The organism is Kibdelosporangium phytohabitans (genome assembly GCF_001302585.1).
In the GTDB taxonomy this organism is placed as follows: Bacteria; Actinomycetota; Actinomycetes; order Mycobacteriales; family Pseudonocardiaceae; genus Kibdelosporangium; species Kibdelosporangium phytohabitans.
This window is the reverse complement of the sequence record NZ_CP012752.1, coordinates 6,136,553-6,156,937: the sequence shown is the minus strand read 5'-3', so window position 1 is coordinate 6,156,937 and position 20,385 is coordinate 6,136,553. Positions and strand designations below refer to the sequence as shown.

Genomic DNA, 20,385 nt, shown 5'->3' with positions numbered 1-20,385 from the left:
AGTGTCACCGAACGTCGGACGTCAGACGAGCTGGGCACGGCCCAGCGCGATCCCCGCGGCGAGGGAGTCGGGGATCAGCCAGCACTCGCGGACCTCGCTGTCCCGTGTGGACACCGAGATCACCAGGTCGAGCGTGACCAGCTCATCGGACGCGCCCACCCGGCACCGGGTGCGGCCGATCACCACCGCGTCGTCGCCGTCCACCAGCAGCCTGCGCACGGCGATCGCCTCGGGCGGCAGGGAATCGAAGAACGCGAGGAAGAAGGACTCCACCTCGCGCCGCGAGCGGGTGCCGTCGCCCCAGTGGGTGAACGGCAGACTGGGTGCCCGCCAGGCCACCTGCGTCGCGAACAGCCTGGCCAGTCCCGCGGCGTCGTGTGCGCCGAACCGCACCAGCATCAACTGGACCAGTTCGAGTGTGGACAACGGTCTCGACGGCACCAGCCGGGTGCCTCTCTGCCTGTGCGCGGACATGGGTCCCACCCTCCGGGCTCGGACGGTAGCAGGGTTGTCGCACTTGGTGACCGATACCGGCGGTGATTGGTCCCAACCGGCAGCCAATACGCGACCAAACGGACCATCGCCATACGGAAGGCCGGTGATTCTGCGGGAATCGGGCATAAAGTCCCGGGCGCGGAGAAAGTGGGTGGATGTGTTGGTGTGATGATTCCCCCGGTCTCACCCGAAAGGAGGCGCCAAGCGGTGAAGGCCGGTGGAGCCGGTGTGTCGCGCGTATTCCGGCGAACAATGCGGCGAGGTGCGCCGCGGCGGGCCTGCCCGCGGTATCACCGGCCCGCAGGTGCTGCCGGACCCGGCCGCGGTTGAAGGATGTGCCGGTGCACACGCGAATCGCAACCACGACACCGCCGTTGTGGCGGTTGATACCGCAATTGCGCGAGCAGTTGGGGATTTCGCAGGTCACGTTGGCCAGACTGCTGACCGAGACGTCCGGCAACCCGGCCGTCACGCGAGCGGAGATCTCGCGGTGGGAACGTGGCAAGCGGATCCCGGGGCCGTACTGGCGAGCCTGGCTGAGCCAGGTGCTCGACGTGTCGCAGGACCGGCTGGAAACAGCCGCGCGGTCGGCGAGGAACGTCCGGCGCTCCGCCGGCGAACCGATTCCGGAATTGGCCCCTTACCGCCGGGACGGGTAAGCGGAATTATTGCTCCCGGTGGCCGGTGACAAACGTCGGACAGCGGTACCGGCCACCCTTTCCCCCGACATCAACGTACCCAGAAGAAAGGAATTCGTCATGCGTCGATTCCTGCTCGGTGCCGCCATGGCGGCGGTCGCGGTGACCCCGGCCATCGCCGGTGCGGCCACCGCGGACGAACCGGCAGTGACCGCGTCGTCGACTGTGGTGGTGAACGAGGTGTCGACCCGCGGGCCGGCGAACGCTCTCGACGAGTTCATCGAACTCCGCAACATCACCAGCCAGCCGCAGGACATCAGCGGGTGGCAGATCCGGATCTACGGCCCGAACAACTTCGTCGTCGACACGATCACCGTGTTCGAGGGCACTGTGCTGTCGCCGCGCGACAACCTGGGCCAGTTCCTCGTCGTGCAGGGCACCAACCTGACGGCCCCGATCACCGACAACACCAACGTCCAGCTGTACACGCCGTCCTCCACGGTCGGTGTGCCGAGCAACGGCGGAGTGGCGATCTTCAACCAGTCCGGTGTGAAGGTCGACGGCATCAGCTTCGCCAACCCGGTCACCACGCCTCGCGAGGGTCAGCCCGCCGTCCAGCAGACCCCGGCGATGGACCAGCTCGAACCGTCGAGTGCCCGCGACATCCTCAGCACCGACACCGACAACAACCGTGTCGACTTCACCCTCCACAAGCGCACCCCCGGAGCGCTGAACTGAGGCCGTCCGGCCGAGCAGCTTGACCTGATCGGCCGGACGGGCATCGGCGCGCCAGTGCGCGGGGCCCGGGTCACCACAGGTGGCCCGGGCCCTTCGCCGTCCGGCGTAGTTGGCGGCGCGTAGTCGCCATTTGCGACTCCCCGCCGAGGCGATGCGTTCCCGATCAGCGATCGATCACTCACCCTCGTGAACACCCTGTCACTTAGTCGCAGAGCGAGGGCACGATGATCCGGTCGTACTCCGGGCTGTGGCGCCGTCTGTCCACTGTGGCCGCTACCGCGGTCGCCATGGCACTGCTCGGTGCTCCACCCCCAGCCGCAGCGAGTCCCCACGGCACAACACAAACAGCCGCGAGATCCGAGGTTCGCCATCGCGTCACCCTGATCACCGGTGACGAGGTCGAGTACACCCAGGCGGGTGACGGCACGACACTCGCGCGGATCGAGGCGGCCACGTCCGCCGGCCGGCCCCCGGTGTCCTTCGAGACCATGACCACGCCCGCGGGCCTGTTCGTGTTCCCCTCGGACGCGATGCCCCTTGTGGCGTCGGGAATCGCCGACCGGTCGTTGTTCAACGTGACCGAACTGGCCGCCGTGAGCCGCACCGGGGAACTGCCGCTGTTCGTCCGCTACCGCGGCGGCGTGTCCGCCACGGCGGCGCTGCCCGCGGTACGCCGCCACACGGCCGTCTCAGCGCTCAACGGCGCGGGAATGCGTGTGGCCAAGGACAAGACGGGCGAGTTGTGGCGTTCGGTCACATCCCGGCCCGCCGACTTCGCCAAGCTGACCCTGGACCGCCCGGTGCGCGTCACCCTCGACCGCAGCACCGCGCAGGTCGGTGCCCCGGCGATGTGGCAGTCCGGTCTGGACGGCACCGGGACCACCGTCGCCGTGGTGGACACCGGCATCGACGAGCAGCACCCGGACCTGCGGGGCAAAGTGGCCGACACGGCCAACTTCACCGACGAGCCGGACGCCGGGGACGGCTACGGGCACGGCACCCACGTGGCGTCGATCATCGCCGGCACCGGCTCGGCGTCCGGCGGACGCTACCGCGGCGTCGCGCCCGGCGCGAAACTGTTGTCGGCCAAGGTGTTCGACAGCTCCGGCCAGGCACCGGCCTCCCAGGTGATGGCGGGGATGCAGTGGGCCGCCGAGCACGGCGCGAAGGTCGTCAACCTCAGCCTGGGTGGCCCGGTGCCCGACGGTGCCGACGAGCTGAGCGAGCTCGTGGACACCCTGACCGAGCGGACGGGAGCACTGTTCGTGGTCGCGGCGGGCAACTCGGGTTCCGCACCGGCCACTGTGGAAAGCCCGGGAGTGGCCGCGTCCGCGCTGACCGTCGGCGCGGTCGACCGGGAGGACAAACCGGCGCCGTTCGCCAGCCGCGGACCGCGATCCGGTGACGCGATGGCCAAACCGGAGATCGTGGCACCCGGTGTGGGCATCGTCGCCGCGCGGGCGTCGGGCACCTCGATGGGCGACCCGGTCGGCGAGCAGTACACCGCCGCGTCGGGCACGTCGATGGCGACACCGCACGTCAGCGGCGCGGCCGCGATCCTGGCCCAGAAGTTCCCGCGGTGGCGGGCCGACCGCCTGAAGAACGCGCTGGCCGCGAGCGCCAAGGACGCCGGCCAGGACTGGTACGCACAAGGCAACGGCAGGCTGGACATCCCGCGCGCGGCCGACCCGGCGGTGATCGCGCCGTCGAGCGCGGTGCTGGCGCCCGGGCCGCAGACCCTCACCTACGCCAACGAGACCACCGAGCCCGTGACGCTGTCACTGTCGGCGTCGCTGCGCACGTGGTCGGGCAACCCTGTCCCGCCCGGCAGCGTCCGGTTCAGCCAGAACGTGATCACCGTGCCCGCCGACGCGACCACGTCGGTCACCGTCACGCTCGACGCCACCGAACCCGGCGTCGTCGGGGGCACGGTCATCGCCCGCGGCGCGACATTCGTGCGGCGCACCGCGGTGAGCCGCTACACCGCGCCCGAACTCGTCCCCATCGAGGTGCGGCTGCTCGACACGGCGGGCAAACCACGGGCCGCGTCCGTCGCGGCGTTGATCGACGACTCGGGCGGCGCGGGCACCATCAACGATCCGTTCCGTCGCGACACCGTGTGGTACCTGCAGATCGGTGCCGGCGGTGCCACCACCGTGCACGTGCCGAAAGGCGTGTACTCCGCACTGGCCACCAGCTCACGCTCGGACCTGACCACGCGGCGGTGGACCGTGTCGACCGCCACGGACGTGCCCGTGCCGGGACCGACCACGATCACGCTGGACGAACGCGCCGCCGTGCGGGTCGGGGTGCGCAGCCCCGACCCGCTCGACCAGCGTGACCGGACCGTCATGGTGCGCCGGGTGATCCCCGGCTCCATCGTCGAGTTCGGTCTCGCGGCCGGGGCCAACCCGTGGCAGGTTTTCGCCACTCCCGTCCCCGCCGCCAAACGCGGCGCGATCACCATGCAGGACCTGCAAAGCCTCCAGCCCGCGGCCGTGCGGGCCGAGATGTCGCCGGTGGCTCTGCACCCGGAGTACGACGCCTTCGGCATCGCCGCGAAGTGGCCCGGTACGCACGAGACACCGGTCGTGGTGCGCGGGCCCGACGTGGACGTGCGCGGCAAAGCGGTGCTGGTCGCCGTGCAGGCCACGCAGCCGTCCACGGCGTTCACCGCGGCGACCCAGGCGGCCGGTTCGGCCGCGTCAGCCGGGGCGGTGGCCGTGGTGGTCTACGTCGACAGCCCCGGCGCCCTACCCATCGCGGGACTGTCCAGTGACGTCGTCCCGGTCCTGGCACTCAGCCGTGACGAGGGCGAACAGCTTCGGGCGGTCCTCAACGGCCGCAACACCCCGCTCAAGGTGACGGTCGCCGCCCGCCCGGACAAGGCGTACAACGTCAGTTACCTCAACCCCAACGGTCTTCCCGCCGCGAACGTGAAGCCGCTGGACCCGGCGCAGCTGGTGACCGTGGACACCCGCTACCACGCCGACAAACCCGGACTGACCGCGCAGAAGACCTGGTACGCGGCACCGACCGGGCTGTGGAAGAGCCAACTGCTGCGCGGTACGAGGTTCACGGCACCGGCGGCCTGGCAGGAGCTGATCGGGCCGGTCGACGACCGCACGGTGTGGAAGCGGTCGGTGGTCCTGTCCGGCAAGGACGACGCCGGCCGGCCCGGGTCGATGACGCTGTTCCAGCAGAACACCTACCGGCCGGGGGAGCGCAGCCGCCCGCTGGAGAAGTGGTTCGCCGCCGCGCTGCTGACCGGCGCGGCCGAGCTGCAGAACGACCACCCGGCGCGGTACCCGGCCACGGCCGCGGGCTGGCAGGAGATCTGTTCGATGTGCCGGGGCGGCACGGATCCCGACCTGTTCGTGCCGCCGTTGCAGTGGGGCGACTCGACACCGGGGCACTACGCCAGCCCGTGGCAGGCCGGGGCGTACGGCGAGGCCACCAAGGCCCGGCTGTTCGCCGGGACGACCGAGGTCCCGCCGGTGAACTCCGGCGACCCGGCGGCGCTGTTCCCGATCTTCCGGCTGGGCCACGAGCCGGGCCGCTACCGGCTCGACACCACCGACATCCAGCCCGCGTCGGCGCGGTCGACGGTGCCCAGCGGTGCCGTGTTCCGGCTGGCGATGAGGGTGGACACGTCGTGGTCGTTCCAGTCCCGGCGGGCCACGGCCGTGCCCCCGGCGGGTTTCGTGTGCCTGGGCGCGGCGGCGACGTGCTCGTTCCAGCCGCTGATCCAGCTCGGCTACGACTTCGGCACGGACATGGCCAACCAGGTCCCGGCGGGCGGCAGCCACACCTTTACTGTCCGCGCCGCCGAGCACACCGGTGCCCGCGACGGTGGCCCGGTGACGAGCCTGCGGTTGTCGTACTCCACCGACGAAGGAGTCACCTGGAAGCAGGCCGCGGCCACTGCTCAGGCCACCGGCCGCTGGGCGGTCACGGTAAGCCTGCCGCCGTTGGCCGATACCAAGGGATATGTGTGGATTCGCGCGGACGCGCGCGACACCGCCAGTAATACGGTGAGCCAGACGGTGCAGCGGGCGTACGCCCTCAAGTAGGAGGGCCGGTCAGCGGGTGGGTGCGTTGCAAGGGCACCCACCCGCGTGCGGCTGCCTGCAGCCCCGCTTGGAACCGGGTGTGCGCGCCCATCCTGGCCATGAGTTCGTGCAGCCTGCGCTGAAAGGTGCGGTAGCTCAGGCCCAGTTGCCGGGCGATGCTCCGGTCGGTCATCCCCGCGGTGAGCAGCGCCAGCAGCCGCAGGTCGGTGTCGGACAGCTCGTCCTCCCTGATCACCGTGCGGTCCGGCAGCACCAGCGGGATCGCGGAGTGCCACAGTGCGTGGAAGAGCGCTTCGAGTGCCTGCAGCAGCGCCGACGGGTGCACGATCACGGCACTCTCCAGCGCGGGTGGTGCCGAGCGCAGCGGGATCATGGCCAGCCGGTCGTCGATCAGGATGAGCTTGGTGGGCGCGTCGGCCAGCACCCTGGCCTGTTCGCCGAGCGCGATGCCCGCTTCCAGGTCGGTGAGCAGGTTGTGCAGTTCCAGCGCGTCCCGGTCGTAGAGGCCGCGGAACCGGACGCCTTGGGTGAGCAGGTCCGCCTCGACCGGGCTGAGGGCGTTCTGCAGTTTGGCGTACGGGGGTTTGTCGATGAAGCAGACCTCGTGCCGGGCGGTGCGCATGATCTGTTCGGCGCGCTGGGTGATCTGGGCGCTGCCGTGCACGACTTCCACCAGGTCAAGGGGCGGTTGGCCGTCCGCTGACCGGCGGTGCCGTTCAGCCAGCCGCAGCGCGTGCAGCCGGGCACGGCTGAGTTCGGTCTCGGTTTCCAGCAGCAGCACGTTCAGTGCCACGTCGGGCGGGTTGACCAGGTAGCGGCGGCCGTCGCCGGTGATCAGCCCGCGGGCGGCGAGCAGCGCGAGAGCACGTCTGACCTGGTGTTCGCTGAGTCCGAGGGTGCGGCGCAGGTCGTCGGCGGACGTCGCGGTCCGGTCGACCAGTGCCTCGTAGACCACCTGCGCCGTCCGGCTGAGCCGGGTGATCGACAGTTCACCGTCCACCTGTCGAGTCTGCACGCCGGGAACGCCGGGCAGCAGCGGCCGGTGTTCACACTGCCCGGCGCCCGCCGCTAACGTGACAAGGCTTCATTTTCATATCGGTCTGAGCGCCCGCGGGCACGTCAGGCATTTGCGGACTGGGCGGCTCACCTGGGGGATCCTCACGATTGGGCTGCTTTTCGCACGTGCGGTGGCCGGGAATGGGCTGAGCGGCCAGGATCGTGCCGTGATGATGGCGTGCACACCGGACAAGCGGGGACGAATCGCCTCGCCGGTGCCCGCATGCGTGGGACTGGACACGGAGGGGGCCTGCCGGGCATGCTCTGCCCCCGAGTTAGGTTGGTACAGACCAATGCAACAAGAGTGCATCTTTGTGTTGACTTCTGCTTGAAACTGCCGGAATAGTTGCACATCCGCGCAAGGCGGCTTGGGTCCGTCTTGCCAACAAAGCTTCATAGGTGGTGACTGGATGCGATCGATCTATGGCGGTAGGCGAGGCACGTCCGCTCTCGTGCTGACCGCTGCCGTCTCGCTCGTGCTGGCAGGCTGCGGCTCGTCGTCCAACGACGGCGGCGGTGGCTCCGGCAACGCTCCCGCGGGGGACGACGGCAAGCTCGTCGGCGAGCAGGAATACCTGAACGCGCCGTGCCCCGAGCCCGCCGTCAAGCCCACCCAGAAGGAGTTCACCTACTGGTCCATGTGGACCAAGGACGAGCCGCAGGGCCGGGTGCTGCAGAAAGCCTTCAAGTGCTTCGAGGAGAAGGCAGGCGTCAAGGTCAACGTCCAGTGGCTGGGCCGCAAGTTCCTCACGCAGAACGTGGCGCCCGCGCTGAACACCGACACCGTGCCCGATCTGATCGACCAGGACACCAGCCAGGTCAAGGCCGCTGTCGTCGACCCGGGTGGCACCCAGGGCCTCGACGACGTGTTCACCATGAAGATCGGTGAGGGCGACAAGACCGTCAAGGACGTCATCCCCTCGGTCCTCTACGACATCCCGCAGAACAAGGACAAGGACGGCAAGCTGTTCGGCGTGCCCTACGAGCTGTTGTCCAACGGCTGGTGGTACGACAAGAACAAGCAGAAGGACTTCAAGGAGCCGAAGACCACCGACGAGCTGTTCGCGGCGCTGGACAAGGCCAAGGCAGCCGGTGGCGCGATCGCCCAGGACGGCGACATCGACTTCTACAACGCCTACTTCCTGACCCAGATCGCCGAGAAGTACGTCGGCGCCGGTGGCATCCAGAAGGCCGTCGAGGACAAGACCGGTGGCCAGTGGAAGAGCGAGCCCGGCCTGCTCAAGGCCGCGCAGTACGTCGAGAAGCTGGCCAAGGGCAAGTACTTCATCGACGGCTGGGACGCGGGCAAGTTCCCCCAGATCCAGCAGCGCTGGGCCGACGGCGAGGCAGCCTTCCTGTTCGTCGGGTCGTGGGCGCCCAGCGAGACCCGCGAGTACCTCGGCAAGCAGGGTGGCGGAGCGACCATCAACTACGGCTCGTTCCAGTTCCCCAAGCCCGACGACGCCACGCACGACACCATCGAGTTCCTGCCCGTCGTCTGGTCGGTGACCAAGAAGGCCAAGAACCCCGAGGCCGCCAAGGCGTTCATCGCCTACTTCACCAACAAGGACCTCGCCCGCGGCATCCCCGCGGTGGCCGACAACCTGCACCCGCGGGCCGAACTGCCCGTGCCGGACGACCTCAAGCAGCTCAACACGGCGTTCACCGACTCCAAGAAGGAGAAGGTGGTCTTCATGGACTCGATCGACTCGCTCGTCGGCGGGACCTACGTCAAGAACGTCTTCTACCCGCTGAACAACGACCTGCTCAAGGGCAAGATCACCGCGCAGCAGTTCATCGACCAGATCGGCCCGAAGACCGCCGACTTCTGGAAAAACCAGGGATGACGACCAGTTTGGCCACTCCGCCTGCCTCCGGCCGCAAGCCGGGGGCAGGCGGTAGTACGCAAGCCGCCCACATCACCAAGCGCAAGAAGCTGTTCTGGCCGTTCCTGATCCCCACGCTGGTGCTCTACGGCCTGTTCCTGATCGCCCCGACGGTCGCCACCGTCGTGCTCAGCTTCACCAACTGGAAAGGCGCGGGCGACACGCCGTCGTTCAACGGCTTCAAGCAGTACACGCAGATCTTCGCCGACGACGGCTTCCAGGACGCGTTCGTCAACACGCTGATCTACATCACGCTCGGCGGCATCGGCACGTTCGTGCTGGCGTTCCTGTTCACGATGGTGCTGCGCGACATGCGCGGCAACAAGATGGTGCGCGCGATCCTGTTCTTCCCGAACATCGTCGCGCCGGTCGCGCTGGGCATGTTCTTCGGCGTGATCTACCGCTACCAGCCCAACCGGCAGGGCCTGGCGAACTACCTGCTGGAGAGCGTCGGCCTGTCGGCGACGAAGTTCCTCGAGGCCGACTCGGTCACGTGGGTGGTGCTCGGATCGATCATCTGGGCGTCCGCGGGCTTCTACATCACCATCCTGATGGCCGCCGTCGACCGGATCCCGCCGTACCTCTACGAGGACGCCTCGATCGCGGGCGCGTCGCCGTGGCAGAAGTTCCGCAACATCACGCTCCCGCTGACGTGGGACGTGGTCGGCATCGCCGGTGTGCTGTGGACGATCAACGCGGTGAAGATCTTCGAGCTGGTGTTCGTGATGGCCGGGTCCGGCACGTACGCGCCGCCGATCCACACGTGGACGCTCGGCATCTTCGTGTTCGACCGGTCCTTCGGCGACACACCCGCCTTCGGCACGGCGTGCGCGTGCGCGGTCGTGATGATCGCACTGGTGTCGGTGTTCGTGGTGGCGCTGCGCAGGTTGATGCGCCGCGACGCCATCCAGTTCTGAGAGGCAGCAGTGTCGACCACCGCATTGTCATCGTCGCCAACCGGGTCCACACCCGCGTCGCGGCCGGCGCGCAAGCCACCGAGGCGCCCCAAGCCCGCGCCGGGCACCAAGCGGATCAGCCCGATGCGGGTGATCGGGCTCGTCGTGGTGTGGGCGTTCACCCTGTTCAACCTGCTGGTGCTGTACTGGTTGATCACGGCGGCGTTCAAGACGCCGCTGGAGATCTTCCGTGAGCCATTGGCGCTGCCCAGCACGCTGTTCGAGCGCGGCACACCGTTCCGCAACTTCATCTACGCGTGGGACACCGCCGAGTTCGGCACGGCGTTCTTCAACACCGTGCTGCTGGTGGCGGTCTGCTCGGTCGTGATCGTGCTGGTCTCCGCGCCCGCGGCGTACGCGCTGTCCCGCCTGGGTGTGCGCGGGTCGGGGCCGCTGACCGGGTTCATCGCGATCGGGATGGGCGTGCCGTTCCAGACGGTCGTCATCCCGGCGTTCATCGCGATGTCCAAACTGCACCTGACCAACAACCTGTTCGGGCTGGCACTGCTGTACGTGGCGTTGTCGCTGCCGTTCACGGTGTTCCTGCTGACCGGGTTCTTCCGGTCGCTGCCCGACGAGCTGGAGGAGGCCGCGTCGATCGACGGCGCGTCGGCCACCCGCACGTTCTGGTCGATCATGCTGCCGCTGGCCCGCGGCGGGCTGATCACGGCGCTGATCCTCAACGCCATCGGGCTGTGGAACGAGACCCTGCTGGCGATCGTGTTCCTGCAGGAGAACGCGAACTTCACGCTGGCACGCGCGTTGTTCACGTTCTACAACGCCGCGTCCTACCAGTCGGAGTACGGCGGACTGCTGGCCGGCGTGGCCATCATCGTGCTGCCGATGCTCGTGCTGTACATCCTGCTCGCTCGTCGGATCATCACCGGCCTCACGCTCGGCGCCGGAAAGTAGGGAGAACATGGCTACGGTCTCGTTCCGGGGCGCGACCCGGTACTACGCCGGCAACGACAAGCCCTCGGTCGACGGGCTGGACCTGGAGGTCGCCGACGGCGAGTTCCTCGTGCTGGTCGGCCCGTCCGGCTGTGGCAAGTCCACCACCCTGCGGATGCTCGCCGGGCTGGAAGGTGTCGACGAGGGTGAGATCTGGATCGGCGACAAGAACGTCACCGACGTCGAGCCGCGTTCGCGGGACATCGCGATGGTGTTCCAGAACTACGCGCTCTACCCGCACATGTCGGTGCACGAGAACATCGCGTTCCACCTCAAGATCGCCAAGATGCCCAAGGACCAGCGCGACGAGCGGGTCCGCGAGGCGGCCAAGCTGCTCGACCTCGAGCAGTACCTCGACCGCAAACCGGCCAAGCTCTCCGGTGGCCAGCGGCAGCGCGTGGCGATGGGACGCGCGATCGTGCGCCAGCCGCAGGTGTTCTGCATGGACGAGCCACTGTCCAACTTGGACGCGAAGCTGCGCGTGCAGACCCGAACCCAGATCGCGTCGCTGCAGCGCAGGCTCGGCACGACGACGATCTACGTCACGCACGACCAGGTCGAGGCGATGACGATGGGTGACCGGGTGGCCGTGCTGCGCGACGGGCTGCTGCAGCAGTGCGACACCCCGGTCGGCCTGTTCTCCAAGCCCCGCAACGTGTTCGTGGCCGGGTTCATCGGCTCGCCCGCGATGAACCTGATCCCGGCACGGGTGTCCGACAGCGGTGTCGCGCTCGGCGGCGCGACGATCCCGCTGACGCCGGGGCAGCGGGCCGCGGTGACCGGCACCGAGGTGGTCGTCGGGATCCGGCCGGAGGGCTGGGACATCGTCGACTGCGCCGACCAGCTGTCGATGACCATCGAGGCCGTCGAGGAACTGGGGTCGGACCAGTACCTGTACGGCTCCTCCGATGCGGAGGTGATCGCGGCGGGGGAGAGCGTGGAGCACAGGGAGGCCCCGCACCCGGTCGTGGTCCGCACACCGGGCATGTCGGAGTGGCGCAGGGGACAGCAGCTCGGCGTCCGGCCGCGGCCCGGCGCGGTGCACCTGTTCGACAAGGACACCGGCGAGCGCCTGCCGGGCGCGTAGCCGACGTTCACGTGTGCGGGCCCGGGAACGTTCCCGGGCCCGCACACGGGCGACCGGTATCTTCGGGTGGATGAGCACCCCGCCGGGACCGCCCGACGACTCCCGCGCCGTGCTGATCGGTGTGTCGGCCTACGAGTACCCGGAGTTCCCCGCGATCCCGGCGGCGCGCAACAGCGTCGAGCAGATGCGGGAACTGCTGACCGACCCCGCGCTGTGCGGGTGGCCCGCGGACTGGATCGAGCCGATCGTGAACCCGCTGTCCGCGAATCACCTGGCCGGGCAGCTCACCGACCTGGCGGAGGCCACCACCGGGGTCCTGCTGCTGTACTACGCCGGCCACGGCACGCTCGCGCCTCGCGGGGACCTGTGCCTGACGGTGACCTCGACTCGTTCGGATCGCCCGAAGATCACCGGTCTGCCGTGGGAGACCGTCGCCGAACTGCTGCGCGCCAGCCCGGCCCGGGTGCGGATCGTCATCCTGGACTGCTGCTTCGCCGGTCAGGCCATCGAAGCGCTGGCGGGCGAGGAGGGCACCGGGCTGGCCGACATCACGCACGTCCAGGGCGTCTACACGCTGACGGCCACCACCCGCAACCGCACCGCGCACGTCCTGCCGATCGAACAGCAGGACAGCGCATGCACGTCGTTCACCGGCGAACTGCGCGACCTCATCCGTACCGGCCTGCCCGACAAGCCGTCGCCGCTGACCCTCGGCGACATCTACCCCGTGCTGCGCAGCCGTCTCCAGAGCAAAGGCTTGCCCACGCCCAATCAGCGCGGTACCGACACCGCCGGGCAGTTCCCCCTCGCCCGCAACGCCGCCACAGCCATGCCGGTTGCGCCACGGCCGCCGGTGCGTCCTGGTCCGCAGCGGCGCGGCCGACGCGCTGTGCCGCTGGTGGGAAGCGGTGACGTGTACGCCGTCGCGTTCAGCCCGGACGGTCTGACTCTGGCCAGCGCCGAAGGTGACGGGACTGTCCGGTTGTGGGTGGATGACGGGTTCACGACGTTCAGGCACACCGTCGTGAACCCGTGGGCCGGTGCCAAGTCGCTCGAGCAGGTCGTCGCCTTCAACCCCAGGTTCGCGGCGGCCGTGGACGTCGCGTTCAGCCCGGACGGGACGAGCCTGGCTGTCGCCAACGGCGACGGGACGATCAGCTTGTGGGACATCGCCACCGGTGTGGAGAACACGCTGCCCCGCCTCAATCCGGTCGAGTGGAACACGGCCACGGCGGACGTGGCTTTCCACCCGTCCGGCGAGGTGCTCGCGTCCACGTACGACTCGGCGAACTTCAGGATGTGGGACCTGGCCGACCGGCCGGCGGGCATGACGCTGAACACCGGTTCCGGCAACTGGGTCGGGGCGTTGGTGTTCGATCCCTCCGGTGCCGTGCTGGCCACGGCCAGCGGCAACGGCAACCGGGGCAACACGGTCGAGGACGGGCGACTTCAGTTGTGGGACACGGCAACCGGTGCGTCCCTGGTCACGCTGGCCCACACGAACTCGCTGCCGCACTCCTTGGCGTACTGCTCGGACGGGAAGACATTCGCGAACCTGCGCAACGACGGCATCATCACGTTGTGGGATGTGCGGACGGGCGAAAGCGCCGCCGCGCTCACCGGCAATGTCTCCGGTATCGCCTGCATCGCCGCCGGCCCCGGGGACCTGCTGGCGAGCGGTTCGGGCGACGGCACGGTCACCCTGTGGGACACGGCTGACCACAAGAGCGTCGGGGCATTGAGCATGGGCGCCGCGAACGCGACGATCCGGTGCCTCGCGGTGAGTCCGGACGGCAAGACGGTCGCCGCCGGGGGAGCGGTGCTCACGGTGTGGAGGCTGGTGTAGCCGTTACCCAGTCCGTCCGGAGGAGTTCGTACTCGACCTCGCCGTGTTCGGTGCCGGGCAGCGGGTTGTCGAAGTGCACGTGGAAGGTGCGCACGTACGTCAGGCCCGCTTTCTCCATCACGCGCCGCGATGGGATGTTGACGGCCATCGTCTGCGCCCAGATCCGCTGCACACCCAAGTCGGTGAAGCCCTTGCGGATCAGCTCGAGCGCCCCTTCGGTGGCGTATCCGCGGCCCCACACGGCTTTCGTGAGCCGGTAGCCGAGTTCGACGTTCGTCGTGCTGCCGTCCTCCGGCGGCTGCAGGGACAGCCAGCCGACGAAGTCTCCTGTGGACCGTTCGACGGCGGCCCACCGCCCGGCCGGGCCCAGGGTGTAGTCGTGCAGGATCCGGGGCAGGACTTCGTCTTCGATCTCGGCGCGGGGCGTGGGCTCGCCGGTGAGGTAGCGCATCACGTCCGGATCGCTGTCCAACTGGACCAGGTTGTCCACATCGGCCTCGGTGAACCGGCGCAGCAGCAGCCGGTCGGTCTCCAGGAAAACGTCCACGCCTCAGCCCCTGATCGAGTTGATCAAGGAATCAGTCTAGTCACCGGTCGGTGGTGGGCGGTACGGATTTCCCGCTCACCACCGACCGCGACGCGGTCACCGCTGCTGGTCGGCGTCCTGCTGCCGGTCGTCCTGCTGGCGGTCGCCGCCGAGGAGGTCCTTGGCCTTGTCGACTCCCTTGTCGACCTGGTCGCCGGACGCGCCGAACTTGTCCTTGGCGAAATCGCCGGCCTTGTCCACGCCCTTGTCGACCTGGTCCTTGTGCTCACCAGCGAAGTCCTTGGCCTTCTTCGCCATGTCCCCGACGTTCATCGCGTGTTCCCTTCGCTCCTAAGTGGTGCTTGGTGGTGCTTGCCACTCGGAGGCTTCCCACTGACACGGCGGCCACGCTGTGGTTCACCACCCTGGGTGACCCCGGATCGTGCTGCGACTACAAGCAGCACTACGGACCTTGTGGATTATCAGCTGACGAAAGACAGCGACAAAGCTCAGGCGATCCAGGGGAGATCCGCGCACTTCTGTCAGTACTACGAACCTAGTGAGCATCATAGTGACGAAATAACCGGGCAACAGCCTGGAAAAAGAGTTGGACGAGATCATGTCCGGCCTTGTACCTTCCGGCTGTCCGTGACGCCGCCCGAGGAGGTGAGACCCATGAACGTATCGATGTGGGTGCTCCCCCTCCCGTCACGGCCGGGCGATTGACGTAGGTGTCGCCGGGAGCGCCAGAAGGCACTTCCGAAAGGCAACACCAATGCACTCTTCGCAGGTCACCGCCGAGCCGTCGACGAACGGTACGGCCGAGCCCTATCCCCGCGTGTTCGACGTGATCATCGCAGGCTGCGGCCCGACCGGTGCGATGCTGGCCGCCGAGCTGCGGCTGCACGATGTGCGGGTACTCGTGCTGGAGAAGGAAACCGAGCCCGCGTCGTTCGTCCGCATCGTCGGTCTGCACATCCGCAGCATCGAGCTGCTGGCCATGCGCGGCCTGCTCGAGCGCATCCACGGCCGCGGCAGACAGCGCCCGGCCGCTGGTTTCTTCGCCGCCATCAACAAACCAGCGCCGCAGGGCCTGGATTCCGCGCACGCCTACCTGCTGGGCATCCCGCAGCCGGTCATCGATCAGGTGCTCGAGGAGCATGCGGTCGCGTTGGGTGCGCAGGTCCGGCGCGGGTGTGCGGTGGTCGGCTTCGACCAGGACGACGAGGGCGTGACCGTCGTGCTGGCCGACGGGGAGCGCCTGCGGTCGCGGTATTTCGTCGGTTGCGATGGCGCGCGCAGCACGGTGCGCAAGCTGCTGGGTGTCGCGTTCCCCGGCGAGCCGGCGCGCAACGACACGCTGATGGGTGAGCTGGAAGTGGGTGTGCCGCAGGAGGAGATCGCCGCGAAGGTGGCCGAGATCGGCGGGGCAAGCAGGGCGTTCAGCATCGGGCCGTTCGGGGGAGCGGTCTACCGTGTCGTGGTCCCCGCCGCCGGAGTCAGCCATGACCGTGCGGAGCCGCCCACCATCGAGGATTTCAAACAGCAGTTGCGGGCCATCACCGGGACGGATTTCGGTGTGCACTCCCCGCGCTGGTTGTCCCGCTTCGGTGATGCCACCAGGCTGGTCGAGCAGTACCGGGTCGGACGGGTGTTGCTGGCAGGCGACGCGGCGCACATCCACCCGCCGATCGGCGGTCAGGGCCTGAACCTGGGCGTTCAGGACGCGGTCAACCTCGGCTGGAAACTGGCCGGGCAGGTCCGTGGCTGGGCGCCGGACACGGTGCTGGACACCTACCAGGCCGAACGGCATCCGGTCGCCGCGGACGTGCTGGACAACACCCGTGCCCAGACGGCGCTGCTGGCGGACGAACCGGGCGCGCAGGCCGTGCGGCGGCTGCTCACGGAGCTGATGGATTTCGAGGTGGTGAACCAATACCTGATCGAGAAGATCACGGCGGTCGGCATTCGTTACGACTTCGGCGAGGGCCCCGACCTGCTCGGCCGTCGCCTGCGGGACATCGACCTGGAGCGGGGCCGTCTCTACGACCAGCTGCACCAGGGTCGTGGTCTGGTGCTTGACCGCACTGGGCGTCTGACGGCCGGGGGATGGTCGGATCGGGTCGACCTCATCGCGGATCCCGTTGCGGCAGTGGATGTTCCAGCTCTGCTGCTGCGTCCTGACGGCTATATCGCGTGGGTCGGTGAGGACCAGCGGGATCTGGACGACCAGTTGTCCCGTTGGTTCGGCGAACCCGGCCACTAGATTCCATACTACGGCCCTCGTTCAATTCATCGTGACAAAAATAACCATGCAATGCCTGGAAAGAAGGCCGAGCCAGGTTCTGCCGTAGAGGAGGGCGCTGGTTTGGTGGAGGAGCAGTACGGGGCGAGCGTCGCGAAAGACGCTCGCCCCGGGCCGTTCCGCGGCGGACGTGCTCCGCAGAACGGTCATGCTGGCGGTGTTGCGCCGTGTGTGTCAGGCGCGCAGCGCGTCGGCGAACCATTCGAAGGCCGGGACCGCGGGCGGGTGCTGGGGCCAGCCGTTGATCGTGCCGAGCAGGCTCCAGTACCGCTCGACGCGCCGGTCGCTGAAGGTCGCGATCGTGTCGGCGAGTGCGCGGCGTTGCTCGGTGGCCATGTCGGCCGGGATGATCCGGTGCAGGATCTCCTGTCCTTCTGGTGAGGCCGGGTCGACGCCTGCCGCTTCGGCGGGCGCGGCGTGCTGGAGCACCAGTTGCGGGTCGGATTGGGCCGGTGGCTGGGTGTCCGATGAGCCGGCGACCGCCATTTCGCGGACGCGTTCCTTGAAGGAGGGGTCGGCGACGAGTTCGGCGAGTTCGATCCAGGCGTCGACCTGTTCGGGGGTGGGGTCGTCGGGCAGGTCGGCCGGCATCGTGCGCATGCCGTCGGCGATGTGTGCGCCTTCTGGCCGTGGCTGGACGCCTGCGAAGGCCTCGTCGACGAATTCGTCGATGATGCGCTGCCGTTCCTGTGCGGACAGCCTGGCCAGGTCGTGCATCAGTTTCATCTCCTCGGTCGTACTGCCTCGTGTCGCGACCGAACTGAGGACCGCGCGGCGCAGCCGCAGTGTGCGGATCTCGGTGTCCAGCGCGCGGACGTGGGCTTTGGCCACGTCGGCGACGGTGACCTGGTCGCGCAGGACTCGTTCGACGGTGTCGAGGTCGATTCCCAGTTCGCGCAGGGTGCGCACGAGGTCGAGGCGGGCCGCGGCTTCGGCGTCGTACATCCGGTAGTTGCCGGAGGTGCGTCCCGCGGGCGGGACGAGGCCGATGTCGGACCAGAACCGCACGGTGCGCACCGGCAGGCCGGTGGTTCGGGCGAGTTGCCCGATGCTGAACATCTCGGTCACGACGCTTAGCCTCAACCTTCCAGTGACTGGAGACTCAACTGGATTATCGCGCCGGACCGGTCGGGGCGCCTGCGGTCGGCTGGTGGAAACTTCCGGCGTGACGGATGAACAGGGGCAAACGGGTCAGCGTGCGCAGCGCAATACCGCGCGGACGGTCATGGCGTTCTCGTCGGTGGTGGTCGCCGCGTGTGCGGTGGCGGTGACGGTGAAGGTGTTGAGTACGGACATCGCTTCGGCGAGGCCGCTGCGGGTGTTGGACCAGGAGGCGTTGGAGCGGCAGGTGCTCGATGAGGCCGGGAATCTGCGGTCGGATCGTCCGGGCAGGGTGGCTTGTCCCACCTCGATCGTGGTCGAGGTGGGCAAGAAGTTCGACTGCCGGGTTGTGGGCGGGACGAACCCGAAGACCGTGTTCGTCAAGATTCTCGACGAGGAGGGCGAGTTGTCCCTGTCGCTGTCCCCGTGACGCCTGGCCTGGTTCGACGAGCAGTGTCGGTGTTGCCGGTCGCGGAGGGGCGGAGACGGCGGGTTTCCGGCGACCGGGCCCGCCCTCGTAGGGCGGGGGTGGTCAGACACTGCTCAGGAAGTGGTCGAGGACGCGGGTGCCGAAGTGGAGTCCTTCGACGGGGACGCGTTCGTCGACGCCGTGTGCCATGGCGCGGTAGTCGAAGCCTTCCGGCAGCGACAGCGGGGCGAATCCGTACCCGGGGATGCCGAGGCGGGCGAAGGCTTTGGCGTCGGTTCCGCCGCCCATGCAGTAGGGCACGACGATGGCGTCGGGGTCTTGTGAGCGGATGGCGGTGGTCATGGCGTCGAACCAGGGTGAGTCGATGGGGGCTTGGATGGCGGGGTTGCGGTTGACGAATTCGCGGGTGATGTCCTCGCCGAGGAGGGTGTCGATGGTGGTGAGGAGTTCTTGTTCGGTGCCGGGGAGGGTGCGGGTGTCGATTTCGGCTGTGGCGGTCGAGGGGATGACGTTGACCTTGTAGCCGGCTTTGAGGATGGTGGGGCGGGTGCTGTTGCGGACGGTGTTCTCGACGAGTGGTGCGGCTTTGCCGAGGCGGGTGAGGGTGGTGTCCACATCGGACAGGTCGATGGGGATGCCGAGTGCGGCGCCGGTGCGTTGGAGGTAGGCGGTGACGGCGGGGGTGAGGCGGATGGGCCAGGGGTGGTGTGCGATGCGGTCGAGTGCGGTGATGAGTTTGGTGACGGCGTTGTCGTCGTTGCGGCGCGAGCCGTGTCCGGCGCGGCCGGTGGCGGTGAGGCGCAGGTGTGCGGTGCCGCGTTCGGCGGTGCCGATGGGGTAGAGGCGTCGTGGTGTGCCGTCGGCGTGGGTGACGTGGTAGGAGTAGCCGCCGGATTCGCTGATGGTGGCGCCGCAGCCGTCGAAGAGGTGGGGGTGTTCGTCGACGAGCCATTCGGCGCCGTGTGCGCCGGTGTCTTCTTCGTCGGCGACGAAGGCGAGGACGATGTCGCGGCGTGGTGCGCGGTGTTCGTGGGCCCAGGTGGCGACGACGGTGAGGACCATGGCGACGAAGTCCTTCATGTCGGTGGCGCCGCGGCCCCAGACGTAGCCGTCGTCGGTGATGTCGCCGGAGAAGGGGTGGCGGGTCCATTGGGCTGGGTCGGCGGGGACGACGTCGAGGTGGCCTTGGACGATGAGGGCGGGCAGGGTGGGGTCGTGGCCGGTGATGCGGGCGACGACGTTGCTGCGGCGGGGGGTGCGTTCGAGCAGTTTGGATCCGATGCCCGCGGCGGCGAGGGTGTCGGCGACGAGTTCGGCTGCGTCGCGTTCGCCTGCTGATTGGCCGCCACCGTGGTTGGTGGTGTCGACGCGGATCAGGCGTGAGCAGAGTTCTGCGACGTCATCCATAGATTCCCTCCACGGCTCCTGCGGCGATGGCGGTGACGATTTTGAATGCCTTCATGGCGTCGGTCATGGTCGGTGCGTCGAAGCCGACGCGGCGGGTGTCGATGAGGTCGACGGTGGGGATGACGGCGGCGGCGTGGGCGAGGTGGGTGGCGTCGAATTCGATTTCGATGCGGTGGGGTTGGGGTGTGGCGTCGTAGTGGCCGGCGTTGGTCATCGCGGTGGCGGCTTCGGTGCGGATGAGTTCGGCGGTTGTGGCTGGGGGGAGGCAGATGGCCGCGTATCGGCTGATGCATTGTTTGACGGCGGCGAGCCGGGCGTGTGGTGCGTAGTCCTTGGCGTCGTGGCACGTTTTGTCGTCGCCGGTCACCAGGATCACCGGGACGCCGTGTTCGTGTGCCATGGCGGCGTTGAGTCTGCCTTCGCTGGCGTGGGTGCCGTCGAGCCAGACGCCGGTGATGGAGTTCTCGAGGTAGGTGTGGGCGAGGACGCCGTCGGCGCCTGCGCCGGTGTGGTAGCCGAGGAAGACGACGGCGTCCATCCGGGAGTCGATGCCTTGCATCATGGACAGTGGTTTGTGGCGTCCGGTGAGCATGGTTGCCCGGGTGTCGAGGTCTTCGAGGAGCAGGTTGCGTTGTGATGAGTGGGCTTCGTTGACCAGGACGCTGGTGGCGCCGGCGTCGTGGAGGCCGGCGATGCAGGCGTTGACGTCCGAGGTGAACAGGTGTCGCATCCGCTGCCATTGTTCGGTGCCGGGGATGACGTCCTGGGTGTAGGTGACCCCGGTGGCGCCTTCCATGTCGGCCGATATCATGATCCGCACGTAGGCCACCGTAGAGGCTTAAGTCACGTCTTGGCACGATCTGCCGGTACTCATTGACTTCTCAGGTTGA

At 68.4% G+C, this 20,385-nt stretch carries 17 protein-coding genes; 10 read left to right on the top strand and 7 right to left on the bottom strand.

All coding sequences use genetic code 11. The annotated features are described in order from the left end of the window. Positions 1 to 21 precede the first annotated feature (21 nt). Positions 22 to 474, bottom strand: coding sequence for a nuclear transport factor 2 family protein (locus AOZ06_RS27880; protein ID WP_054292105.1), 453 nt, complete (start codon positions 472 to 474; stop codon positions 22 to 24). A 362-nt stretch (positions 475 to 836) separates the two neighbouring features. On the opposite strand from AOZ06_RS27880, the gene AOZ06_RS60310 reads away from it, so the two are divergent. From AOZ06_RS60310 to AOZ06_RS27865, 3 genes are all read left to right on the top strand, one after another. Continuing rightward, on the top strand, positions 837 to 1,154 hold the full coding sequence (locus AOZ06_RS60310) for a helix-turn-helix domain-containing protein (RefSeq protein WP_236951760.1): 318 nt from the start codon (positions 837 to 839) through the stop codon (positions 1,152 to 1,154). Positions 1,155 to 1,253: 99 nt separating this feature from the next. Further along, positions 1,254 to 1,871, top strand: a complete 618-nt coding sequence (locus AOZ06_RS27870; RefSeq protein ID WP_054292103.1) for a lamin tail domain-containing protein — start codon at positions 1,254 to 1,256, stop codon at positions 1,869 to 1,871. Between the two features lie 287 nt (positions 1,872 to 2,158). Next, positions 2,159 to 5,944 (top strand): S8 family peptidase, encoded by a 3,786-nt coding sequence (locus tag AOZ06_RS27865; protein WP_063810438.1) that lies wholly within the window; start codon positions 2,159 to 2,161, stop codon positions 5,942 to 5,944. On the opposite strand, the gene AOZ06_RS27860 is transcribed toward AOZ06_RS27865, so the two are convergent. Then, the gene (locus AOZ06_RS27860; RefSeq protein WP_236951759.1) at positions 5,937 to 6,944 is read right to left on the bottom strand and encodes a helix-turn-helix domain-containing protein; all 1,008 of its coding nucleotides are present in this window, start codon (positions 6,942 to 6,944) and stop codon (positions 5,937 to 5,939) included. The genes AOZ06_RS27865 and AOZ06_RS27860 overlap by 8 nt on opposite strands. Before the next feature lie 466 nt (positions 6,945 to 7,410). On the opposite strand from AOZ06_RS27860, the gene AOZ06_RS27855 reads away from it, so the two are divergent. The 5 genes from AOZ06_RS27855 to AOZ06_RS27835 all read left to right on the top strand — a co-directional run bounded on the left by AOZ06_RS27855 (position 7,411) and on the right by AOZ06_RS27835 (position 13,726). Beyond that, complete coding sequence (locus AOZ06_RS27855; RefSeq protein WP_083471977.1) at positions 7,411 to 8,847, top strand: ABC transporter substrate-binding protein; 1,437 nt, start codon at positions 7,411 to 7,413, stop codon at positions 8,845 to 8,847. Then, the gene (locus tag AOZ06_RS27850; RefSeq protein WP_054292101.1) at positions 8,844 to 9,803 is read left to right on the top strand and encodes a carbohydrate ABC transporter permease; all 960 of its coding nucleotides are present in this window, start codon (positions 8,844 to 8,846) and stop codon (positions 9,801 to 9,803) included. The genes AOZ06_RS27855 and AOZ06_RS27850 overlap by 4 nt, the downstream gene beginning before the upstream one ends. A 123-nt stretch (positions 9,804 to 9,926) precedes the next feature. Then, on the top strand, positions 9,927 to 10,754 hold the full coding sequence (locus AOZ06_RS27845) for a carbohydrate ABC transporter permease (protein ID WP_083471976.1): 828 nt from the start codon (positions 9,927 to 9,929) through the stop codon (positions 10,752 to 10,754). Positions 10,755 to 10,761: 7 nt separating this feature from the next. Continuing rightward, positions 10,762 to 11,880 carry an ABC transporter ATP-binding protein gene (locus tag AOZ06_RS27840; protein ID WP_054292100.1) on the top strand — a complete coding sequence of 373 codons (1,119 nt, stop codon included), beginning with the start codon at positions 10,762 to 10,764 and terminating at the stop codon, positions 11,878 to 11,880. Between the two features lie 70 nt (positions 11,881 to 11,950). After that, on the top strand, positions 11,951 to 13,726 hold the full coding sequence (locus tag AOZ06_RS27835) for a caspase, EACC1-associated type (RefSeq protein ID WP_054292099.1): 1,776 nt from the start codon (positions 11,951 to 11,953) through the stop codon (positions 13,724 to 13,726). On the opposite strand, the gene AOZ06_RS27830 is transcribed toward AOZ06_RS27835, so the two are convergent. Together AOZ06_RS27830 and AOZ06_RS27825 are read right to left on the bottom strand one after the other, a co-directional pair. Next, positions 13,704 to 14,273, bottom strand: a complete 570-nt coding sequence (locus AOZ06_RS27830) for a GNAT family N-acetyltransferase (protein WP_054292098.1) — start codon at positions 14,271 to 14,273, stop codon at positions 13,704 to 13,706. The genes AOZ06_RS27835 and AOZ06_RS27830 overlap by 23 nt on opposite strands. Before the next feature lie 96 nt (positions 14,274 to 14,369). Beyond that, entirely contained in the window at positions 14,370 to 14,585 is a 216-nt protein-coding gene (locus tag AOZ06_RS27825) for an antitoxin (RefSeq protein ID WP_054292097.1), read from the bottom strand. Between the two features lie 505 nt (positions 14,586 to 15,090). On the opposite strand from AOZ06_RS27825, the gene rox reads away from it, so the two are divergent. Further along, on the top strand, positions 15,091 to 16,518 hold the full coding sequence (gene rox, locus AOZ06_RS27820) for a rifampin monooxygenase (protein WP_265736664.1): 1,428 nt from the start codon (positions 15,091 to 15,093) through the stop codon (positions 16,516 to 16,518). A gap of 213 nt (positions 16,519 to 16,731) precedes the next feature. Here the strand turns inward: rox and AOZ06_RS27815 are convergent, their stop codons facing one another. After that, positions 16,732 to 17,616: a helix-turn-helix domain-containing protein gene (locus AOZ06_RS27815; RefSeq protein WP_054296971.1), complete on the bottom strand. Its 885-nt coding sequence runs from the start codon at positions 17,614 to 17,616 to the stop codon at positions 16,732 to 16,734. 106 nt (positions 17,617 to 17,722) lie between these two features. On the opposite strand from AOZ06_RS27815, the gene AOZ06_RS54610 reads away from it, so the two are divergent. After that, complete coding sequence (locus AOZ06_RS54610; protein ID WP_169798987.1) at positions 17,723 to 18,088, top strand: DUF4333 domain-containing protein; 366 nt, start codon at positions 17,723 to 17,725, stop codon at positions 18,086 to 18,088. 102 nt (positions 18,089 to 18,190) lie between these two features. Here the strand turns inward: AOZ06_RS54610 and AOZ06_RS27805 are convergent, their stop codons facing one another. Both AOZ06_RS27805 and AOZ06_RS27800 read right to left on the bottom strand, forming a co-directional pair. After that, complete coding sequence (locus AOZ06_RS27805) at positions 18,191 to 19,495, bottom strand: M20/M25/M40 family metallo-hydrolase (RefSeq protein WP_054292094.1); 1,305 nt, start codon at positions 19,493 to 19,495, stop codon at positions 18,191 to 18,193. Then, the gene (locus tag AOZ06_RS27800) at positions 19,488 to 20,315 is read right to left on the bottom strand and encodes a M55 family metallopeptidase (protein WP_157233283.1); all 828 of its coding nucleotides are present in this window, start codon (positions 20,313 to 20,315) and stop codon (positions 19,488 to 19,490) included. Before AOZ06_RS27800 ends, AOZ06_RS27805 begins: the two co-directional genes overlap by 8 nt. Between the last annotated feature and the right edge of the window lie 70 nt (positions 20,316 to 20,385).